This is a genomic window from Vibrio sinaloensis DSM 21326 (genome assembly GCF_000189275.1).
Lineage (GTDB): Bacteria > Pseudomonadota > Gammaproteobacteria > Enterobacterales > Vibrionaceae > Vibrio > Vibrio sinaloensis.
This window is the reverse complement of the sequence record NZ_AEVT01000086.1, coordinates 1-21,434: the sequence shown is the minus strand read 5'-3', so window position 1 is coordinate 21,434 and position 21,434 is coordinate 1. Positions and strand designations below refer to the sequence as shown.

Genomic DNA, 21,434 nt, shown 5'->3' with positions numbered 1-21,434 from the left:
ATTTAGTGTGCCGACTTAGCTCAGTAGGTAGAGCAACTGACTTGTAATCAGTAGGTCACCAGTTCGATTCCGGTAGTCGGCACCATTCTTTCTTAGTTTAAGAAAGAGAATAAAAAGAACAATTCCTCCTTAGCTCAGTTGGTAGAGCGACGGACTGTTAATCCGCAGGTCGCTGGTTCGAGCCCAGCAGGAGGAGCCACTTTTTAAAGCCAAGTCGAAAGACTTGGCTTTTTTGTTATCTGCCCTACTTCCTTTTTTATGAACCTAACCGCCTGAACCTACAAGGCTATACGTCCCATGATACCCATCAACCAACCAGCAATAAAAAACCCCAGTCTCTCGACTAGGGCTTGATATCATTTTTTGAATAAACCTAAGCTTTGACGCCTTCTTGCTGGTTAAGTAGTTCCACCTCTTTATCCAGATCTTCCAGCTTATCTTTCATCTGCTCACGACATAAGTTGGCTAACTCGCGCACGTTTTCTTTACCGTAGTTTTCACAGCTAACAGGAGGCAGCATTTCAACAATCACATGACCATTGTTCCAACGGTTAAGTTTAATTCCACTCGTAGAGCTGCAAACGATAGGCACGATAGGTAACTTCGCTCCAACCGCAGCATGGAAGGCTCCGGTCTTAAATGGCAGTAGGCCTCGTCCTCGAGAGCGCGTTCCTTCTGGAAACATCCATACGGACACATCGCTTTGCTTCATTTGGTCAACGACTTGGTCAATCGTACCTTTCGCCTTAGAGCGATTTGCACGGTCAATCAAGATGTTGCCCGTCAACCAATACAGCTGACCAAACAGCGGCATCCAAGCTAGGCTTTTTTTGCCGACTGTCACTACCTTTGGGGTAACAGCAGAAGAGACGGTGAACAAGTCCCAGTTATTTTGATGGTTGGCAATATAAATGTGCTGACCGCGCTGATAAGCATCTTCAGGTAAACGCAGTTCAAGCTTAATACCAAACACACGCGACATCTTGCCGAACAAGCGACCAAAGGTGAATACGTGTTTAGGGTTACGTGGGCTCAATAAACAGTAGCCACAACCAAATACAAACATCACGACTGCAAAAATCGCAACAGCTAATACACGTAATAGTGCAATCATTATGGTTCTCCAAAAATGCTGGGAGTCAATTTCGTTGCCCAGACTCTAACTGATCTATCGCTCATAAAAAAGCCGAAACTTACGTTTCGGCTTACAAATGTTAGCTCAAAGCTAGATTAGTTGCGAAAACGCTCGATATTCGCGCCTAGTGCTGAAAGCTTATCTTCAATTTTGTCGTAACCACGATCAATATGGTAGATGCGGTCAACAATGGTTTCACCGTTGGCAATACAGCCTGCGATAACAAGGCTCGCCGAAGCACGTAAATCTGTTGCCATTACTTGCGCGCCGCTTAATTCTTCTACATCACCGCAAATAACAGTATTACCTTCGATTTCCGCTTTCGCCCCCATACGCATTAACTCTGGAACGTGCATAAAACGGTTTTCAAAGATATTCTCAGTAATCACACCACCACCTTTAGCCATTAGGTTCAGTAGCGTAAATTGCGCTTGCATGTCGGTTGGGAAACCAGGGTGAGGCGCAGTGCGAACCGTGACCGCTTTTAGCTCACGGTCAGTCATATCCACGGAGATCCAGTCCTCACCAGAATCCACTTTCGCTCCAGCTTCTTCAAGCTTGGCTAATACAGCTTCTAATAAATGTGCACTGGTGTTGCGACACGTTACTTTACCGCCTGACACTGCAGCAGCGACAAGGAATGTCCCCGTTTCGATACGGTCAGCAACCACAGCATGCTTACCACCCGCTAAACGTTCAACACCTTCAATTGTGATGGTGTCTGTGCCCGCCCCAGAGATCTTGGCACCGAGTTTATTTAGGAAATCTGCCGTATCTACAATTTCAGGCTCACGAGCGGCATTATCAAGAACAGTTTTGCCCTCAGCAAGAGTCGCTGCGCACATAACGGTAATCGTCGCACCAACGCTGACTTTATCCATTACGATGTGTGCACCCTTTAAACGTCCGTCTACGTGTGCTTTCACATAGCCATCTTCCAACGTAATGGTTGCACCTAGTTGCTCTAGGCCATGGATATGTAAATCCACTGGGCGAGCGCCGATTGCACAACCACCAGGCAACGAGACTTGACCTTGACCAAAACGCGCCACTAACGGGCCTAGTGCCCAAATCGACGCACGCATTGTCTTAACTAAGTCATAGGGTGCGCAGTATTCGTCTATACCACCCGCATCAACATGAACAGAGCCATTGCGCTCAACTTTAGCGCCTAGACGCTTAAGCAGCTCCATCGTCGTATCAATATCACGTAGATGAGGTACATTCGCTACTTCAACAGGCTCTTCAGCCAAAATAGAGGCGAACAAGATAGGTAGTGCTGCGTTCTTGGCACCAGAAATGGTGACTTCACCAACAAGAGGTTGTTTAGACCCCGTTACTCGAAACTTTTCCATTACTAAACCTTACAGTGACATCAACTTCTTATCACGAGCCCATTCATCTGGAGTGAAGGCTTTGATAGAGACGGCATGGATGTCATTTCTTTGGATGTATTCCATCAGCGGAGCATAAATAAGCTGTTGTTTCTTAACGCGGTTCATTCCATCGAAACAAGCATCAACAGCAATCACTTCGTAGTGACTTCCTTCACCCTTAACAATCAATTCTTCTAGGTTTAGAGCTTGTTCTAAAATCTGTTGTACTTTTGCGCTATCCACAATTCACCCCTATTTAAATCTTTAGATGCCCGTCGAGGTGTTGCTCGACATTACTTAACTGGAACAAGGTTCGCAGTTGTTTTGGCACGAAGCTGAGCATTATATGACAGTTTTGTTTTTTTGCATGCTCTATTAGGTGGATTAACATCACCATTCCAGCAGAGTCGATGCGATTCAACTGTTGTAATGAAACTTCAGCGTCATGTTGTTTCATTTGCATTTGCTTTAATTCCGACCATAACGCCGGTACAGAATCTCTATCAAGTACACCACTTATGGCATATTGACCGGATTCATTTACTTGCCATTTGGCTTGATGCATTAGCTTTTACTCTCGAATCGGATCGGTTGTTGCGCCAATTGCTCTAACTCTTTGGCGACTGCTAAGATACCTTCTTGGCGTAGTTTACCACTCCACTCCGATTGCTTACTTGAGAGAAGGCTAATACCTTCAGCAATCATATCGAACGCTTTCCACTCCCCGCTCTTTTTGTCTTTACGTAGCTTGAACTCAAGCTTAATGTTCGGACGCGGTGAATCAATGATGTCCACTTTGATACTGGTGATACTCTTTTTGGCGTTCAGTTTAGGCTCAGGACCAAACTCCACATTTTGGTCGGTGTATTGTGTCAACACTTGAGCATAAGAAGTGACTAAGTAAGCGCGAAAAGAGGTGATAAATGTTGCGACATCTTCTCGCTTCGCCCCTTTCAGGTTTGGCCCTAGCAGTTTCAGAGCCGCGTATTTCTCATTGACGTACGGCATTAGCTCTTCTTCAACCACAACTTTTAAGTAGTCTGGGTCTTGTTGGATTCTTGGCTGCTCTGATTTTAGTCGTTCAAATGCCTGCTGCGAGACCTGCTTCATCATCTGATAAGGCTGGGTTCTATCGATATCTGCGGCTTGAGCAGTCACTGTCACTAGCATCGCAAATAGAGTAAGTACTAACTTTTTCAACATGATTGATTCCTTATTCACTTTCCGAGTCGCCACCGACGCTATACAAAACTTGGCCGATTAGGTCTTCCAATACAATCGCAGACTTGGTGTCTTCAATAAAGTCGCCATCCACCAGCATCTGTTCATCATCAAACACAAAACCCGGTGTGAGACCAATGTACTGCTCACCAATGAGTCCTGAGGTAAGAATCTTGACACTTGAAGTTTCCGAAAACTGGTCGTATTGAGCATTGATTGCCATACTCACGACAGGCAATAGTGACTCTTTGTCTAAACCAATGTCAGTCACACGGCCAACCACAACGCCACCCACTTTTACTGGTGAGCGCACTTTGAGGCTACCGATATTGTCAAACTCTGCATTGAGAGTGTAAGTATCGTTAGAGCCGAAGCCCTTTACGTCAGCGACTTGAAAAATCATTACCAGAATTGCGCAAATACCGGCAAGCACAAAACCGCCGACCCATAATTCAGTTTTTCGAGTTTGTTGCATGTTTAATTCCCAAACATCAATGCAGTCAGTACGAAGTCTAGACCAAGTACTGCTAGTGAAGAGTGTACTACTGTGCGGGTCGTCGCTCGGCTTATACCTTCCGAGGTAGGAATCGCATCATATCCATTAAAGAGCGCTATCCAAGTTACAGTTATCGCAAACACTAAGCTCTTAATCATACTGTTGCCAATGTCTTGACCCAGCTCTACTGAGGCTTGCATCGTAGACCAGAAGCTTCCGTGATCAATGCCCTTCCAATCAACGCCAACTGATTGTCCGCCCCAGATGCCGACCGCCATAAAGATCATCGCCAGTAATGGCATGGAGATCACCCCAGCCCAAAATCGCGGAGCAATGACTCGCTTGAGTGGATCGACCGCCATCATTTCCATGCTTGAAAGCTGCTCAGTGGCTTTCATCAAACCGATCTCCGCCGTCAACGCAGAGCCAGCACGACCAGCGAACAGCAGCGCTGTTACCACAGGGCCAAGCTCACGTAACAGAGACAGAGCCACCATCTGACCCAGCGCGCCTTCTGCACCAAAATCAATCAGAATGACGTAGCCTTGTAGACTTAGTACCATACCGATAAACAAGCCAGACAGAACGATAATCAACAGTGACTGAACGCCAACACTGTATAGCTGCTTAACCAGTAACGGTAAGTTTTGTATCGGCTTCGGCTTTGAAGCCAACGCACCAAATAACATCAAACTAGCACGGCCAAAAGATTCCAAAACGGCAAGCGCACGACGGCCAGTTGACGCGACGAAGTTAACCAAATCCGTCATAATGAAAACAACTCCTCTGAAATAGGTTGAGCCGGGAAACGAAAAGGCACAGGGCCATCGGCATCGCCTTGAAGAAATTGCTGAACTTGAGGATCAGGGTTATTGCGAAGCTCTTCTGGAGTACCGCTGGCAATGACCTTGCCATTCGCCAATATATACACCCAATCGGCAATACTCATCACTTCAGGCACATCGTGAGAGACCACAATAGAAGTGACACCAAGAGCTTGATTCAGATTGCGGATTAGCTCCACCAGCACTCCCATGGTTATAGGGTCTTGACCAACAAAAGGTTCATCAAACATGATCAGCTCTGGGTCAAGGGCAATAGCACGTGCCAGAGCCGCCCTACGAGCCATACCACCCGATAACTCACTTGGCATCAATTGAGAGGCGCCTCTCAACCCAACCGCTTCAAGCTTAAGGAGCACCAGGGTACGAATGAGTTCTTCGGATAACTGAGTATGCTCACGTAAAGGGAACGCTACATTGTCGAACACATTTAAGTCGGTGAATAGAGCCCCTGATTGAAACAACATACTCATTTTCTTACGTGCGGAATACAGCTTCTTGCGGCTCAAGGCAGGGATGTTATCGCCGTCGAACCAAATTTCACCTTTCTCAGGCGAGATCTGTCCACCAATCAAACGCAATAGTGTCGTTTTACCAATACCAGAAGGCCCCATAATCGCGGTCACTTTTCCTTTCGGCACTCGCAAACTTACGTCATCAAATATCTTCCTTTCCCCCCGGGTGAAGGTAATTTGATTAACGGTAACCAAGTCTTCTGATGTCATCATACACTCGTTAAAAGTCGCTAGAATGGGCAATCATAAGCACATTCACATGGAATTTAAAGCACTGTTCAATTAAAATTCGTTCGACAAATCGGCTTCAATTGACTGTTATTCAATCTAACTTTACAAACGAAAACGAATCATTGCTTAACAATTAATTTAACTATCCACTTCCCTTTTATTAGCCAAACCGTCAAAATTAACGGTTAAATCTCTCGTCGTATATTATTTAGGAATCATCATGTTTGAAGCCGTTGCGTTTCTCATTATTGGATTAGTATTTTTGGTATGGAGTGCCGACAAGCTTGTATTTGGTGCTGCTGCTTTAGCGCGCAATGTGGGAATTTCTCCACTTGTTATCGGTATGACTATTCTAGCAATGGGTTCATCAGCTCCGGAAATGATGGTATCTGCAACCGCAGCATTAGATGGCAAAACAGACACAGCGGTTGGCAACGTGTTGGGCTCCAATATCGCCAACATCGCGTTGATTCTTGGTATCACCGCACTGATTAAACCACTGTCTATCAGCTCAGCGGTTCTTCGCCGCGAACTACCTTTAATGATAGGCGTCACCCTGCTTGCAGGTGTGTTACTTTGGGATAGCCACCTAGGCTTTTACGAAGGCGTGCTCCTTTTTGTCCTGTTTGCTGCTTTTATTCTTACTATGCTACGTATTAGCCAAAAAGAGAAAGCATCAGGCGCAACCGATGCCTTATTAGAAGAACAAGAATCTGAAGTACCTGACGGTGTAAGCAACGCGAAAGCCGCGATGTGGGTCGTTATCGGATTGATCATTCTGCCACTTGCGGCAGATATGCTGGTTGATAACGCCGTGATTATTGCTCAGTACTTTGGCATGAGCGACCTGGTTATCGGCCTAACAATCATCGCCGTTGGTACCAGCCTTCCAGAACTTGCAGCCTCGCTAGCAGGAGTCATGAAAGGTGAAGACGACATGGCGGTGGGTAACATCATCGGCTCTAACGTGTTCAACATCCTTGCCGTTATGGGCATCCCCGGCATTCTAAACCCGTCTATTCTCAGCGAATATGCCATGGGACGAGATTTCTGGGTGATGTTAGGCGTCTCACTATTATTGGTCATCATGGCACTGGGTAAATCACGCAGTATCAATCGAATAGAAGGCGGCGTATTATTTATGGCCTTCATCGCCTACCAAGGCTACCTAATTATCAATATGACTGCTTAATTTGTATCTTGCTGGAGTTAGATATGTTTGACTATCGTTCTGCCGCTTTAGAAGTACTGCGCACTGAAATCGATGCGTTGGCGCAACTCGATCAGTATTTCAACCAAGATTTTACCCGTGCTTGTGAGCTAATCATGAGCAACTCTCAAGGCAAAGTTGTCGTGATGGGAATGGGTAAATCAGGGCATATCGGTAAAAAGATCGCAGCCTCTTTGGCCAGTACAGGCACTTCGTCTTTCTTTGTTCATCCAGGTGAAGCCGCTCACGGTGACCTAGGTATGATTGAGAAAGGCGATATAGTGTTAGCTATCTCTAACTCTGGAGAGTCGTCAGAAATTCTTGCGCTTTTCCCAGTATTGAAACGCTTGAACATCTCAATTATTAGCATGACAGGTAAACCGCAATCTAATATGGCGAAATTAGCCGATATTCACTTGCAGATCACGGTGCCAAAAGAAGCATGTCCACTGGGGTTAGCACCAACCTCCAGTACCACAGCAACCTTGGTTATGGGGGATGCGCTGGCTGTCTCTCTATTGCAAGCACGTGGCTTTACCGCCGACGACTTTGCTTTATCCCACCCTGGCGGTGCTTTGGGGAGAAAACTGCTGCTTAAACTTTCTGACATTATGCACTCTGGAGATAAGCTGCCACTCGTATCCACTGATACCGTAGTACGCGATGCTTTATTGGAAATAAGCCAGAAAGGTCTCGGCATGACCGCAGTTGTCGATGAACAACAAAACTTGATGGGCGTCTTTACCGACGGCGACTTACGCCGAATATTAGATAAGCGCGTTGACATTCACAGTGCGCTGATTGGCGACGTGATGACCGTTAATCCAACCGTAGCAAGCCCAAACATGTTAGCGGTGGAAGGTTTAAACTTAATGCAAGAGAAGAGTATTAATGGCCTTGTGCTTTGCCAGCAAGGTAAAGTGGTAGGCGCACTCAACATGCAAGACATGTTGAAAGCAGGAGTAATGTAATGCCTCAGATGATCGAAACACTTTATCAACCGGTGGAACAAACTCTGCTTGATATTGCCAAACAAATTAAGTTACTGATTTGTGACGTCGATGGTGTCTTTTCAGATGGACTGGTCTACATGGGTAACGATGGCGAAGAGCTCAAGACATTTCATACCCGTGATGGTTATGGTGTTAAGTCGCTTATGAACGCTGGCATCGAAGTGGCCATCATTACTGGTCGACAATCAAAAATCGTAGAGAATCGCATGAAAGCTTTGGGGATCTCACTGATTTACCAGGGCCAAGACGATAAATTGAAAGCCTACGATGATATCTGTGCCAAGCTCAATATTTCGGCCGAGCAAACTGGTTACATCGGTGATGACCTCATTGATTGGCCGGTGATGGAAAAAGTGGCGTTAAAAGCCTGTGTGGCCGATGGACACCCACTTCTAGTTAAACGCGCCAATTACGTCACAGCGATTAAAGGCGGTCACGGCGCAGTACGTGAAGTCTGTGACCTAATTTTACAAGCACGTGATGAGCTGGACGTGCATAAGGGCCTAAGTATATGAGCCTGTCTCGTATTGGCTATCTGATTTTGGTTTTTGCACTTTGCTGGTCTGGGTATTATTACTACGAACGCCAGCAAAAGCAGAGCCCTAAAGTCAGTCCTGACTTAGAGCAACCCATGTTTAGCGGCCAAACCTTGACGAACACTTCGTATACCGATGACGGAATACGTAGCTATGTTATTACCTCAAACAGCCTAGATCACTTCGCGAAAAGTGGTGATACGGTTTTTGAAAAGCCAATTTTAAAAGTTTATAAAGATGGCTTGATGCAGGAGTGGGAAATCACCGCCGCGACCGGTGTATTAGACAAAAACCACATCCTGACACTATCGACCAATGTCATCGTTAAGAATTTATTGTCGGATTCTGGATTCGACACATTGTCTACTGAAAGCATGAATATCGCGTTAGACAATCGAGATTTTTGGGCAGATAACCAAGTGATTATTAATGGCCCACAGTTTGAAACCGTAGGACAAGCAATGAAAGGCAATTTTGCTGATCACAATGCAACCCTATATAAGAGCGTACAAGGTAGATATGAAACTCTCACACCTTAGTCTTATTTCTTGTTTATTTTTGTCTGGTCAGGCTCTAGCCTTGTCTAGTGACCAGCAGCAACCGGTTTATATTGACTCCGACAGTCAACAATTGGATATGCAGAGCAACCAAGTTACCTTCTTAGGTGACGTTAAGCTCAAACAAGGAAGCATCAACATCAATGCCGACAAAATTGTTGTCACTCGCGATCCCAAAGACGGTTCGATCAAAAACATTGATGGGTTTGGTAATTTAGCCACGTTTTCCCAACTGACCGATGATGGTAAAACTCTGTATGGTGAAGCAAAAGAACTTCAGTACAGCTTAGCAAATGACCAACTGACAATGCGTTACAGTGCGATGCTTTCTCAAGATGACAGCACCATCCGTGGCAATCAGATCCGATACCATATTTCATCGCAAAAATTGGTCGCAGATGGAAAATCGAAAGGTGATCGTGTCTCGACCGTGCTTCAGCCTCAAGCGGTACAAGAATAATTATGGCGTTACTCAAAGCAGAGCATTTAGCCAAGAGCTATAAGAATCGAAAAGTGGTCTCTGACGTGAGCCTACAAGTTCAGTCAGGTCAAATTGTGGGCTTATTAGGGCCAAATGGTGCCGGTAAAACGACATCCTTTTATATGATCGTTGGCCTTGTCGCTCGCGACGAAGGCCGTATCTCCATTGATGACGAAGACATCAGTGTTTTACCAATGCATAGTCGCTCACGTATGGGGATTGGATACTTACCTCAAGAGGCATCTATCTTCCGTAAGCTGTCGGTTGAGAACAATATCATGGCGGTATTGGAGACTCGTAAAGAACTGACTCGCGAAGAGCGCCAAGACAAACTGGAAGATTTGCTCGAAGAATTCCACATCCAGCACATTCGTCAAAGCGCGGGTATGGCACTATCAGGGGGTGAACGACGCCGCGTTGAAATTGCACGTGCTCTCGCAGCAAACCCAAAGTTCATTTTGTTGGACGAACCCTTCGCAGGCGTCGACCCTATTTCGGTCATAGACATCAAAAAAATCATCGAACATCTCCGAGATAGAGGGTTGGGCGTGCTCATCACGGACCACAATGTGCGTGAGACACTGGACGTATGTGAAAAAGCGTATATCGTAAGCCAAGGTCACTTGATCGCTGAGGGTTCACCGGATGAAGTTCTCAATAATGAACAAGTGAAACAAGTTTATCTCGGCGAACAATTCCGTCTATGATTAAAGTGAAGAACGCAAGATTCTATAGCATTTAAGGCAAGTAATACTGAATGAAACCCTCATTACAACTCAAGCTAGGACAGCAGTTAGCGATGACACCGCAGCTTCAGCAAGCGATTCGTTTGTTGCAGTTGTCAACGCTAGATCTTCAACAGGAGATTCAAGAAGCGCTGGATTCCAATCCGCTTCTCGAAGTCGAAGAGTCCAGTGAAGATTCTCCTACCACAGAAGATAAATCAGGTAATGAGGACAAAGAGCCAACGGTTGAAGTCGCAGAGGCCGATGTCAAAGATAGCTCCGAGCTGATTGAAAAATCAGAAATTAGCTCAGAGCTGGAAATCGATACAACGTGGGACGATGTCTATAGTGCCAACACAGGCAGCACTGGACTGGCTCTTGACGACGATGCACCTGTTTATCAGGGGGAAACGACTCAATCTCTTCACGATTACCTTACCTGGCAACTTGATTTAACCCCTTTCAGTGAAACCGACCGCACGATCGCTATGGCGATCATCGATGCGGTGGACGATTACGGTTACCTCACTATTGCCCCGCAAGAAATCCTAGAAAGCTTTGATCATGAAGATATAGAAATCGAAGAAATTGAAGCTGTTCGCAAACGTATTCAGCAGTTTGACCCTCTAGGTGTAGCGTCCATTAATCTTCAGGATTGTTTACTGCTTCAATTGGCTACCTTCCCAGAAGACACACCTTGGCTTTCTGAAGCAAAGTTAGTGCTTACTAATCACATAGACCAATTAGGTAACCGCGACTACAAACTCATTATTAAAGAGACTAAGCTTAAAGAAGCAGAGCTTCGCGAAACCTTAAAGCTAATCCAACAACTGGATCCAAGGCCAGGCAGCCGTATTGCTACCGAACACGCTGAGTATGTCATCCCAGATGTATCGGTATTCAAAGACCATGGTAAATGGGTCGTGACCATAAACCCTGACTCAGTGCCAAGACTGAAAGTTAACCAACAGTACGCGGCACTTGGTAAAGGTAATAATGCGGATAGCCAGTACATCCGTAGTAATTTGCAAGAAGCAAAATGGCTCATTAAGAGCCTAGAAAGTAGAAACGAGACGTTGCTCAAAGTTGCTAAGTGTATTGTTGAACATCAACGAGATTTCTTTGAGTATGGTGAAGAAGCCATGAAGCCGATGGTGCTTAATGATGTCGCACTGGATGTCGACATGCATGAGTCAACCATTTCAAGGGTGACAACACAGAAGTTTATGCACACCCCTCGTGGCATTTTTGAATTGAAGTACTTTTTCTCTAGTCACGTCAGTACAGACAACGGCGGAGAATGTTCATCCACTGCAATTCGAGCTTTGATTAAGAAGTTGGTTGCTGCCGAAAACAGTGCAAAACCACTGAGTGACAGCAAGATTGCAGCTCTACTCGCTGACCAAGGGATTCAGGTCGCTAGACGAACAATAGCTAAATACCGAGAATCGCTAGGCATTGCCCCTTCAAGTCAGCGCAAACGCCTACTTTAAGGCATTAAACCGAGAAGGAAAGTCTATGCAAATCAATATTAATGGCCACCACGTTGATCTCACCGATTCAATGCAAGACTACGTAAACGAAAAGTTTCAGAAGCTTGAGCGCTTTTTTGATCATATCAATAGCGTTCATGTGGTTTTAAAAGTTGAAAAACTCCGTCAAATCGCAGAAGCTACCCTTCACGTAAATCAAGGCGAAATCCATGCTTCATCAGATGATGAAAACATGTACGCCGCGATTGATTCCCTAGTCGATAAATTAGTACGACAGCTAAACAAGCACAAAGAGAAGCTAAACGCTCACTAACACCATGCAATTAAGCGAAATCCTTACACTGGACTGCACCAAAAGTGCAGTCCAGTGCACTAGTAAAAAACGTGCCCTTGAAATGATCAGCGAACTCGTTGCTGAACAAACCGGGCAAAGTTCAACTGAATTATTCGAGTGCATGCTCAGCCGCGAAAAGATGGGCAGTACTGGCATTGGAAATGGAATAGCCATTCCCCATGCTCGTATGCAGTCCAGCGATAAAGCGGTCGCAGTACTACTGCAATGCGAGTCTCCTGTTGAATTTGATGCCATCGACAACCGCCCTGTCGACCTACTTTTTGCTCTCTTAGTGCCGGATGCACAATGTAAAGAGCATTTAAAAACTCTCTCAAGCATGGCAGAAAGATTGAACGACAAGCAGATTCTAAAACAACTTCGTAAAGCTCAATCAGATCAAGAGCTCTACAACATCATGGTCAGCCAATAATGCGCCTCATCGTAGTAAGTGGTTACTCAGGGGCAGGAAAAAGCGTCGCGCTACGTGTACTTGAAGACATGGGTTATTACTGCGTCGACAACTTACCCGTTGACATGCTGGATGCATTTGTTTCGTCCGTGCGTTCAAGCAAACAGAATGTCGCCGTTAGCATCGATATTCGCAACTTGCCGACAGAACCCAACCTTGTTGAAGATGTTCTAACTCACCTAAAACAAAGGTCTGATGTGAGTGTTTTGTTCCTCGATGCGAATAAAGACACACTACTAAAACGCTACAGCGAAACCCGACGAATTCATCCCCTATCCCTTGCGCTGGAAAACACTTCTCTAGAACAAGCGATAGAAAAAGAGCGCTGTATCCTATCTCCGCTCAAAGAACATGCTGATTTAGTCATAGATAGTAGTAACCAGTCTCTGCATGAACTCAGTGAAACCGTTCGAATGCGCGTAGAAGGTCGAGAGCGCAAAGACCTCGTCATGGTGTTTCAGTCGTTTGGTTTCAAATATGGCTTACCTAGTGATGCTGATTATGTATTTGATGTGCGCTTCTTACCTAACCCTCATTGGGAACCATCATTGCGCCCACTGACTGGATTAGATGCCCCAATCAAGTCTTTCTTAGAAAGTCACACCGAAGTAATTGAATTGAAACAGCAAGTACAGAAGTTCATTGAACATTGGCTTCCTCTGTTAGAGAAAAACAATCGTAGCTACCTAACCGTGGCGATTGGTTGTACTGGAGGTAAACATCGTTCGGTGTACTTAACTCAACAAATTGGCGAGTACTTTGCTGAGATGGGACATCAAGTCCAAATTCGCCATGCTTCATTAGAAAAAAACCTTAAGGACTAATCCATGCAGCAGCAAAGCCGTACCGTCTTAATCCAAAATCGCTTAGGTTTACATGCGCGCGCTGCTGTTAAGTTGGTTGAATTAGCCCAGTCTTACAACTCTGTCCTCACGATCCAGAACCATGAAGGGAAAGAGGCTACCGCAGACAGCGTGATGGGGCTATTGATGTTAGAATCTGCCCAAGGTGAACACGTGACCATCAGCGCGGAAGGCAGCGATGCAAACCAAGCACTCGATGCAGTTTGCCACCTAATTGAAGATAAGTTTGAAGAGGAAGACTGAACCACCAACTTATTTCCTCTCCTTCACATTAACTTATTAAATCCATTCTAAAATTAAGTTACTATTCATAGCATTGTAGAAAAATAGAGTCAGGGGGAATCAATGGCAGAGCAAATTGAATTTGACCAAGCTCACCAAGCCCTCCAAGAAGTCACTGAAGCTCTAGAAAATGGCCGCTTTGTTCATGTCCGTCGCCAACTGCAGGACATGGAGCCAGAAGATATTGCCCATCTATTAGAAGCCTCCCCGCGTAAAAGTCGTGAAGTCCTTTGGCAGTTAACCGACCCCGAAGATTACGGTGAAATTCTCGATGAATTAAACGAGGATGTGAAAGATGATCTGGTAGCCAAAATGGCGCCAGAGATGCTTGCTGAAGCGACAGAAGGGATGGAAACCGATGACGTAGCGTACGTTCTTCGTAGCTTACCTGATGACGTTTCACGAGAAGTACTCGCACAAATGGACGCTGCTGAGCGTCTATTGGTCGAAACGGCCCTCTCGTATCCAGAAGATACGGCAGGTAGTTTGATGAACACCGACGTTATTACCATTCGTGGTGATGTAGACGTCGATGTCGTATTGCGTTACTTGAGAATGAAAGGCGAGCTTCCGGAAGCAACCGATGCTTTGTATGTGATCGATGAAGAGAGCCGTCTAATTGGTGAGTTACCAATCACAACGCTGATCACCACTCAACCAGATGTCAAAGTGAGCGATGTCATGGAAGATGCCGATGAAGCCATTGATGTCACCATGAGCGACTCTGATATTGCGAGCTTATTTGAACGTCGTAATTGGGTGTCTGCTCCTGTTATTGATGAGAATCAGCACTTAGTTGGACGTATCACTATCGATGACGTCGTTGACGTTATCCGTGAAGATGCCGAACACTCCATGATGAGTATGGCGGGTATGGATGACGACGAAGATACCTTTGCCCCTGTGGTTAAATCCGCACGTAAGCGCAGTATCTGGCTCGGAGCCAACGTACTTGCTGCATTAGCAGCCGCATCTGTTTCAAATATGTTTGAAGCCACATTAGAGCAAATGGCGGCTATTGCAATACTCATGACCATAGTGCCATCTATGGGGGGAGTAGCGGGGAACCAGACCGTCGCCTTGGTTATTCGCGGTTTAGCTTTGGGTCACATCGGTGACTCGAACAAAAGAGAATTGCTACTAAAAGAAGCCGCTATCGGTTTGCTCAATGGCATTATGTGGGCGCTTATCATCGGTGGAATCGTTGTTGCTTGGAAAGGTAACTGGATGCTGGGTGGCATTATTTCTGCGGCTATGCTGACCAACTTGCTGGTTGCTGGTATTGCTGGTGTGACGATCCCTATCCTGTTAAAGAAGATGAATATCGACCCAGCTTTGGCAGGAGGTATGGCGCTAACAACCGTAACGGACGTGATCGGTTTATCGGTGTTTTTGGGCTTAGCAACGATTCTAATCTAAGCACACAACATAGAACCAAAAAGCGCAGCATACATGCTGCGCTTTGTCTTATTCAGTGATTAGGATTAACCATTAATGTTTGGCCCTAACCACTTCTCGGCCTCCAACATATCCCAACCTTTACGATCCGCGTAACTCTCAACTTGATCTTGCTGGATCTGGGCGATCGCAAAGTAACGTGATTCAGGGTGAGAGAAGTACCAGCCTGATACCGAAGCTCCAGGGAACATCGCATAACTTGAAGTTAGCGTCATACCGATCGTCTCTTCAACCTTCATTAGCTCCCACAGCGGTCCTTTTTCAGTGTGTTCCGGACACGCTGGGTAGCCTGGCGCAGGACGAATACCTTGGTACTTTTCGCGGATAAGCTCCTCATTGGACAAATTTTCGTCCGCAGCATAACCCCAAATCTCTTTGCGAACATGTTCATGGAGATACTCAGCAAACGCTTCAGCAAGTCGATCGGCTACCGCTTGAATCATAATCGCATTATAGTCATCACCTTGCGCCTTATATTCATCTGCCAGTTCACGCTCGTTAATTCCTCCGGTGACCGCAAAAGCGCCGATCCAATCTTTCTTACCAGATTCTTTTGGCGCAACGTAATCAGACAAACAGTAGTTAAAACCTTTAGGTTTCTCCGTTTGCTGACGCAGGTTATGAAGTACTTTAGCCACTTGCGTCCGTGACTCATCGGTATATACCTCAATATCGTCACCAACACTGGCTGCAGGGAATAGCGCACACATGCCTCGGGCTTGCATTAGCCCCTCTTTTTCAACCCGATCAAGCAACTCATTGGCGTCTTTGAATAATCGCTGAGCCTCTTCACCCACTTCTTCGTGCTCAAAGATCGCAGGGTACTTACCCACTAACGACCACGTCATAAAGAAAGGTGTCCAATCAATATATTCGCGTAACGTTGAAATATCGAAGTCATCAAACACATGGACTCCCGGTTTAGTGGGTACTGGTGGTGTGTAGTTATCCCAATCTATCGCCACTTTGTTTGCTCGTGCTTTCTCTAAAGTGACGGGCTTCGTTCTTGGTTTCTTGCGATTGTGTTGATCACGAACGCGAACGTAGTCCGCATCTAGCTTCTCGACAAATGCCGGGCGCAATTCATCTGAGAGAAGTGAGGTACATACACCAACCGCTCTGGAGGCATTGTTCACATACACAACAGGGTGTTTGTAGTTTTGCTCAATTTTAACCGCAGTATGAGCCTTCGATGTGGTTGCGCCACCAATTAGGAGTGGCAAATCAAAATCCAAACGTTCCATCTCTTTCGCGACATGCACCATTTCATCAAGAGATGGCGTGATCAAGCCAGAAAGACCGATAATGTCCACATTCTCTTCTTTCGCTACCTTGAGGATTTGCTCACACGGCACCATGACACCAAGGTCAATAATCTCGTAGTTATTACACTGCAAGACAACGCCTACAATGTTCTTACCAATATCGTGAACATCACCTTTCACTGTCGCCAGGAGGATTTTTCCGTTTGACGCCCCAGCTTGCTTAGAAGCATTAATAAAAGGCTCTAGGTGAGCAACGGCCTGTTTCATAACGCGGGCAGACTTGACTACTTGAGGCAAGAACATCTTACCTTCACCAAACAAATCACCAACCACGTTCATGCCGTCCATTAAGGGGCCTTCAATGACCTCTAACGGCTTACTGGCATTAATACGCGCCTCTTCGGTATCCTCAACGATGAATTCCGTAATACCTTTGACTAATGCATGCTCTAAGCGTTTCTCTACTGACCATGTGCGCCATTCAAGGGCCGATGCATCTTCTTCTTTGCCGACACCTTTTCCAGCATATTCTGCCGCGATATCAAGCAGTCGCTCGGTACCATCCTCACGGCGGTTAAGAACCACATCTTCTACTGCTTCACGCAGCTTCTCAGGCACATTATCGTAAATCTCAAGCTGACCCGCATTCACGATCCCCATGTCCATACCATTTTTGAAACAGTGATAGAGGAAGACCGCGTGAATCGCTTCACGCACATAGTTATTGCCGCGGAAAGAGAATGAAACGTTAGAAACACCACCAGAAATCATCGCGTACGGCAGATCTCGTTTTATATCGGCTACAGCTTCAATAAAGTCTACGGCGTAGTTATTGTGTTCTTCTATGCCTGTTGCAACGGCAAAGATGTTCGGGTCAAAGATAATGTCTTCAGGTGGGAAACCAACCTCATCAACTAGGATTCGGTAAGCATTGGTACAAATCTCGAGTTTGCGTTCGCGTGTCTCTGCCTGACCAACTTCATCAAACGCCATCACAATAACAGCAGCGCCATAACGACGGATCAATTTAGCTTGTTCAACAAATTTCTCTTTCCCCTCTTTGAGCGAGATAGAGTTAACGATACCTTTGCCCTGAATACACTTTAGGCCAGCCTCAATCACTTCCCATTTAGAGGAATCGACCATAATAGGTACTTTAGATATCTCTGGTTCAGAAGCACATAGATTAAGGAAACGAACCATGCAGGCTTCAGCGTCAAGCATGCCTTCATCCATGTTGATATCGATGATTTGAGCACCATTTTCTACTTGCTGACGTGCTACTTCTAATGCTTCGTCATACAGCTCTTCTTTAATGAGGCGCTTGAAACGTGCAGAGCCCGTTACATTGGTTCTTTCACCAACGTTAACGAACAAAGTGTCTTTCTCAATCGTTAAAGGCTCAAGACCAGACAAACGACAAGCGGTAACAAGTTCAGGAAGCTGACGAGGGCTTACCCCTTCAACCGCATTCGCCATCTCACGGATATGTTCTGGCGTGGTACCACAGCAGCCACCAATTAAATTTAAAAAGCCACTTTCAGCCCACTCTTTAACGTGGATGGCCATGTCTTCTGGCGATAGGTCGTACTCACCAAATGCATTCGGTAGACCCGCATTAGGGTGAGTTGAAACAAAAGTTTCAGAAATTCGGGAAAGTTCTTCTACATAAGGACGAAGTTCGTCAGGGCCCAGAGCACAATTCAATCCGAATGAGATAGGTCTTACATGGCGCAAAGAATTGTAGAAAGCTTCTGTCGTTTGACCCGAAAGGGTTCGACCAGAAGCGTCGGTTATCGTCCCTGAGATCATAACAGGTAATGCGACACCGAGCTCTTCAAATACTGAGTCGACAGCAAAAGCACAAGCTTTAGCATTTAAGGTATCGAAGATGGTTTCGATGAGAATTAGGTCCGAGCCACCTTTAATCAATGCTCTCGTTGATTCTGAGTAAGCAGTCACTAACTCATCAAAACTGACATTGCGGTAACCCGGGTCATTGACATCTGGGGAAATAGAACAGGTTCGGTTAGTTGGCCCAAGCACACCTGCCACGTAGCGAGGTCTATCGGGCGTCTTTAATGTCCACTCATCAGCTGCTTCACGAGCAAGCTTTGCCGCGGCAAAGTTTATCTCTTCGCTAAGGCTCTCCATGTCATAATCAGCCATAGCGATAGTGGTGGCATTAAAGGTGTTGGTTTCAAGGATATCAGCCCCAGCCTCTAAGTACTCGAGATGGATATCTTTGATCAGTTTTGGCTGTGTTAGCACTAACAGGTCATTGTTACCTTTTAAATCACAATGCCAGTCTGAAAAACGCTCACCACGATAATCTTCTTCCTCAAGCTTATAGCCCTGAATCATGGTGCCCATGCCACCATCGATCAATAAGATACGTTGCTTCAGTTGAGCTTCAATCTGTTGCCTTACATTACTTCCCACAGTACAGCCTCATTCCTTTAATTATCTCTCCATCCTATCACAGTTTTTTCAGGAGTCTAGACGTCTAAAATAACTAAATTTATCACCCTCCCATGACAAAAAAGTGTTTGCTATTTGAGCACACTAAGCAGAAAATCCCCATTCACAATTTGTTACATACAGAGAGTCTCATGTCGGTCTACTATACCCTGTGCTTCTTATCTGCTGCTGCAATGATGATTGCTTTCATAAACAGCAAGATAGGAAAAATGCAAACCACTATCGCGATCACTGCCGGTTCCATGATTTTGTCTTTGATCATTTTGGTCGCGGGACAGAATGATTGGTTCCACCTGACAGAAATTGCTTCGAAGACGATGTCGAGTATTAACTTCGAAGATTTTTTGCTCAAAGGAATACTGGGGTTCTTACTCTTTGCGGGTGGTTTGGGTATTAAGTTACCTAACTTAAAAGATCAAAAATGGGAAATTACCGCTCTAGCATTAGGCGCTACGTTGTTCTCGACTTTCTTTATTGGATTTGCACTGTACGGCTTCTGCCATCTCATCGGAATTCAGTTTGATCTCGTATACTGTTTACTATTTGGCGCCCTTATTTCCCCGACTGACCCAATTGCTGTTTTAGCAATCGTTAAGAAGCTCGACGCACCAAAACGTATTTCCACCCAAATTGAAGGGGAATCATTATTTAACGATGGTTTTGGTCTGGTTATCTTTGTCACGTTATACACCATCGCTTTTGGTAGCGAAGCACCAACGGTTGGTAGTGTTAGCATGCTATTTATCCAAGAGGCTATAGGTGGAATCGCTTATGGCTTCGCCCTAGGCTTACTGTTCCACTATCTGATCAGTGCAACCGATGATCACTCAATGGAACTATTATTGACCATTGGAGTACCGACAGCTGGATACGCTTTTGCTGAAGTGATCCATGTCTCTGGTCCTTTAGCTATGGTGGTATCGGGAATAATGATCGGTAACTGGACACGCTTTATTGGTTTTTCCAAAGAAAGTGAAGACCACTTAGATCACTTCTGGGAGTTGGTCGATGAGTTTCTAAATGGTGTACTATTCTTGCTGATAGGTATGTCGATGCTGCTCTTCGAGTTCCACAAAGAAGACTGGATATTAATGGCATTCTCTGTACCTTTGGTACTCTCAGCCCGTTACATCAGCGTATTTCTCTCCTACATAGGGTTCAAACGCTACCGTAAGTACAACCCTTGGTCAGTCAAGATTCTCACCTGGGGAGGGCTACGTGGCGGCCTAGCGCTGGCAATGGCTCTGTCGATCCCATCTGGAATTTGGGTCATTCAAGATAAGCTTATTGATGTGAAAGAGATTATTTTGGTTATGACCTATTCGGTAGTCGTCTTCTCTATACTAATCCAAGGTTCAACGATCACCCCTATGATCGAAAAAGCAAAGCTAGCCCAAAAAGAGATGGAAGCTGCAAACACCACCGAACAGTAATAGAGACCACTTTATATGTAAAAAGGCAGCGAAGGTCGCTGCCTTTTTTACATCTATTACTTTCTGAAGAGCTCTTCTTGTATAGGCTCAGCAATGGGTTGGGATGACGATTTACGCAATTTGATAAGTAGAATACTCGAGATAGCAAGACATAGAGTTACGACCGGAGCAGCCATTAAGCCAGCAGTTATATACTTACTGATTTTTTCCGGAAGCATAGGTAACAACATGCCAAATGAGCACAATAGTAATGTCCATAGAGATGCACTTGCCCATGAAAAGTAGTGAAACTGTCGAACTTGATTGGCACGCATTCCCATCACCAAAGGTAATAAAGAACGAACTACAGGGATAAAGCGAGCACAAAACAAAGCCACCAAACCATGCTTACCTAATAATGCGTCTACCTGATTCATACGGTTAGTCGGAACCGAGTTTACCCACCGTTGCACCCGAGGCAATTTATTTAACCAAGCCCCCTGTAAATAGCCAATCCAACTTCCGAGCGCTGCGCTAAGACATATCAGTACAAATACCGAAATTGGATGAAGAACTCCGACTGCGGCTAAAGTGCCAGAAAGTACGACGACACTATCACACGGGAACGGCGCTGCTGGGATGAAACCACTTTCAAGAAAAATCAGTGTTCCAACAACACAGTAAATCATCACTGCACTGCCTGGTGTTTGTAGAACAGAAAAATCTTGCTGCCAAAGAGCAGCAAGTGTAGAGAGAAGAGCATCCAACATATTGATAAACCCTAGAAATGCCTAACTATCTCTCTTTTATCCCTTTGACCAGACATCTGCAATTACGATATTCAATCGTTAGGATTAGCAGGCCCAGACCTAAGGCTTAAGCTTCTCCTAAAACGACAAAAGCCTAGTCGTGAGACTAGGCTTTCTAATATTGAGGGCGATGGTAGGGCGCTTCGTTGCGCCACTCTTTTCACTCGAATCGACACAAAAAAGGATTCGCCAGACGCGAAAAAACCTCAGCATTTCTGCTGAGGTCTTTG

23 protein-coding genes and 2 tRNA genes are annotated in these 21,434 nt (G+C 45.4%); 15 read left to right on the top strand and 10 right to left on the bottom strand.

Translation table 11 applies throughout. The features are described 5' to 3' along the window. Positions 1–9 precede the first annotated feature (9 nt). Positions 10–85 (top strand) — tRNA-Thr (locus RH45_RS15560). A 38-nt stretch (positions 86–123) separates the two neighbouring features. Beyond that, positions 124–199: transfer RNA gene (locus RH45_RS15555), tRNA-Asn, on the top strand. A gap of 174 nt (positions 200–373) precedes the next feature. On the opposite strand, the gene RH45_RS15550 is transcribed toward RH45_RS15555, so the two are convergent. The 8 genes from RH45_RS15550 to mlaF all read right to left on the bottom strand — a co-directional run bounded on the left by RH45_RS15550 (position 374) and on the right by mlaF (position 5,795). Continuing rightward, on the bottom strand, positions 374–1,114 hold the full coding sequence (locus RH45_RS15550) for a 1-acylglycerol-3-phosphate O-acyltransferase (protein ID WP_008078755.1): 741 nt from the start codon (positions 1,112–1,114) through the stop codon (positions 374–376). Between the two features lie 116 nt (positions 1,115–1,230). After that, positions 1,231–2,490 (bottom strand): UDP-N-acetylglucosamine 1-carboxyvinyltransferase, encoded by a 1,260-nt coding sequence (gene murA, locus RH45_RS15545; RefSeq protein ID WP_008078754.1) that lies wholly within the window; start codon positions 2,488–2,490, stop codon positions 1,231–1,233. A gap of 9 nt (positions 2,491–2,499) precedes the next feature. Further along, complete coding sequence (ibaG, locus tag RH45_RS15540; protein ID WP_008078753.1) at positions 2,500–2,754, bottom strand: BolA family iron metabolism protein IbaG; 255 nt, start codon at positions 2,752–2,754, stop codon at positions 2,500–2,502. Positions 2,755–2,767: 13 nt separating this feature from the next. Then, positions 2,768–3,076 (bottom strand): STAS domain-containing protein, encoded by a 309-nt coding sequence (locus RH45_RS15535; RefSeq protein WP_008078752.1) that lies wholly within the window; start codon positions 3,074–3,076, stop codon positions 2,768–2,770. Then, positions 3,076–3,714: a phospholipid-binding protein MlaC gene (gene mlaC, locus RH45_RS15530; protein WP_008078750.1), complete on the bottom strand. Its 639-nt coding sequence runs from the start codon at positions 3,712–3,714 to the stop codon at positions 3,076–3,078. Before mlaC ends, RH45_RS15535 begins: the two co-directional genes overlap by 1 nt. Positions 3,715–3,724: 10 nt before the next feature. Next, a complete protein-coding gene (gene mlaD / locus RH45_RS15525) occupies positions 3,725–4,207 on the bottom strand; it encodes an outer membrane lipid asymmetry maintenance protein MlaD (RefSeq protein ID WP_008078748.1) in 483 nt (160 codons plus the stop codon). Positions 4,208–4,209: 2 nt separating this feature from the next. Next, complete coding sequence (gene mlaE / locus RH45_RS15520; RefSeq protein WP_008078747.1) at positions 4,210–4,998, bottom strand: lipid asymmetry maintenance ABC transporter permease subunit MlaE; 789 nt, start codon at positions 4,996–4,998, stop codon at positions 4,210–4,212. Further along, a complete protein-coding gene (gene mlaF / locus RH45_RS15515; RefSeq protein WP_008078746.1) occupies positions 4,995–5,795 on the bottom strand; it encodes a phospholipid ABC transporter ATP-binding protein MlaF in 801 nt (266 codons plus the stop codon). The genes mlaE and mlaF overlap by 4 nt, the downstream gene beginning before the upstream one ends. A gap of 241 nt (positions 5,796–6,036) precedes the next feature. Between mlaF and RH45_RS15510 the strand changes: the two genes are divergently transcribed. The 12 genes from RH45_RS15510 to mgtE all read left to right on the top strand — a co-directional run bounded on the left by RH45_RS15510 (position 6,037) and on the right by mgtE (position 15,198). After that, positions 6,037–7,008 (top strand): calcium/sodium antiporter, encoded by a 972-nt coding sequence (locus RH45_RS15510; protein WP_008078737.1) that lies wholly within the window; start codon positions 6,037–6,039, stop codon positions 7,006–7,008. Positions 7,009–7,031: 23 nt separating this feature from the next. Then, positions 7,032–7,997, top strand: coding sequence for a KpsF/GutQ family sugar-phosphate isomerase (locus RH45_RS15505; RefSeq protein WP_008078735.1), 966 nt, complete (start codon positions 7,032–7,034; stop codon positions 7,995–7,997). After that, positions 7,997–8,554 carry a 3-deoxy-manno-octulosonate-8-phosphatase KdsC gene (gene kdsC, locus RH45_RS15500; protein ID WP_008078732.1) on the top strand — a complete coding sequence of 186 codons (558 nt, stop codon included), beginning with the start codon at positions 7,997–7,999 and terminating at the stop codon, positions 8,552–8,554. Before RH45_RS15505 ends, kdsC begins: the two co-directional genes overlap by 1 nt. Further along, the gene (gene lptC, locus RH45_RS15495; RefSeq protein WP_008078731.1) at positions 8,551–9,114 is read left to right on the top strand and encodes an LPS export ABC transporter periplasmic protein LptC; all 564 of its coding nucleotides are present in this window, start codon (positions 8,551–8,553) and stop codon (positions 9,112–9,114) included. The genes kdsC and lptC overlap by 4 nt, the downstream gene beginning before the upstream one ends. Further along, a complete protein-coding gene (lptA, locus tag RH45_RS15490) occupies positions 9,095–9,592 on the top strand; it encodes a lipopolysaccharide transport periplasmic protein LptA (RefSeq protein WP_008078729.1) in 498 nt (165 codons plus the stop codon). Before lptC ends, lptA begins: the two co-directional genes overlap by 20 nt. Before the next feature lie 2 nt (positions 9,593–9,594). Further along, on the top strand, positions 9,595–10,320 hold the full coding sequence (gene lptB, locus RH45_RS15485) for an LPS export ABC transporter ATP-binding protein (protein ID WP_008078727.1): 726 nt from the start codon (positions 9,595–9,597) through the stop codon (positions 10,318–10,320). A 50-nt stretch (positions 10,321–10,370) separates the two neighbouring features. Continuing rightward, positions 10,371–11,831 (top strand): RNA polymerase factor sigma-54, encoded by a 1,461-nt coding sequence (locus RH45_RS15480; protein WP_008078725.1) that lies wholly within the window; start codon positions 10,371–10,373, stop codon positions 11,829–11,831. Between the two features lie 25 nt (positions 11,832–11,856). Then, on the top strand, positions 11,857–12,144 hold the full coding sequence (gene hpf / locus RH45_RS15475; protein ID WP_006878041.1) for a ribosome hibernation promoting factor: 288 nt from the start codon (positions 11,857–11,859) through the stop codon (positions 12,142–12,144). 4 nt (positions 12,145–12,148) lie between these two features. Beyond that, positions 12,149–12,595 (top strand): PTS IIA-like nitrogen regulatory protein PtsN, encoded by a 447-nt coding sequence (ptsN, locus tag RH45_RS15470; protein WP_008078722.1) that lies wholly within the window; start codon positions 12,149–12,151, stop codon positions 12,593–12,595. Continuing rightward, positions 12,595–13,458, top strand: a complete 864-nt coding sequence (rapZ, locus tag RH45_RS15465) for an RNase adapter RapZ (protein ID WP_008078721.1) — start codon at positions 12,595–12,597, stop codon at positions 13,456–13,458. The genes ptsN and rapZ overlap by 1 nt, the downstream gene beginning before the upstream one ends. Before the next feature lie 3 nt (positions 13,459–13,461). Continuing rightward, positions 13,462–13,740, top strand: a complete 279-nt coding sequence (locus tag RH45_RS15460; RefSeq protein WP_008078720.1) for an HPr family phosphocarrier protein — start codon at positions 13,462–13,464, stop codon at positions 13,738–13,740. A 102-nt stretch (positions 13,741–13,842) separates the two neighbouring features. After that, positions 13,843–15,198, top strand: coding sequence for a magnesium transporter (mgtE, locus tag RH45_RS15455; protein WP_008078719.1), 1,356 nt, complete (start codon positions 13,843–13,845; stop codon positions 15,196–15,198). A 65-nt stretch (positions 15,199–15,263) separates the two neighbouring features. Here the strand turns inward: mgtE and metH are convergent, their stop codons facing one another. Beyond that, positions 15,264–18,944: a methionine synthase gene (metH, locus tag RH45_RS15450; protein WP_008078718.1), complete on the bottom strand. Its 3,681-nt coding sequence runs from the start codon at positions 18,942–18,944 to the stop codon at positions 15,264–15,266. A 170-nt stretch (positions 18,945–19,114) separates the two neighbouring features. On the opposite strand from metH, the gene RH45_RS15445 reads away from it, so the two are divergent. Beyond that, positions 19,115–20,416 (top strand): cation:proton antiporter, encoded by a 1,302-nt coding sequence (locus RH45_RS15445; protein ID WP_039958805.1) that lies wholly within the window; start codon positions 19,115–19,117, stop codon positions 20,414–20,416. 56 nt (positions 20,417–20,472) lie between these two features. Here RH45_RS15445 and RH45_RS15440 read toward each other — a convergent pair whose 3' ends face one another. Continuing rightward, on the bottom strand, positions 20,473–21,165 hold the full coding sequence (locus tag RH45_RS15440) for a DedA family protein (protein WP_008078715.1): 693 nt from the start codon (positions 21,163–21,165) through the stop codon (positions 20,473–20,475). Between the last annotated feature and the right edge of the window lie 269 nt (positions 21,166–21,434).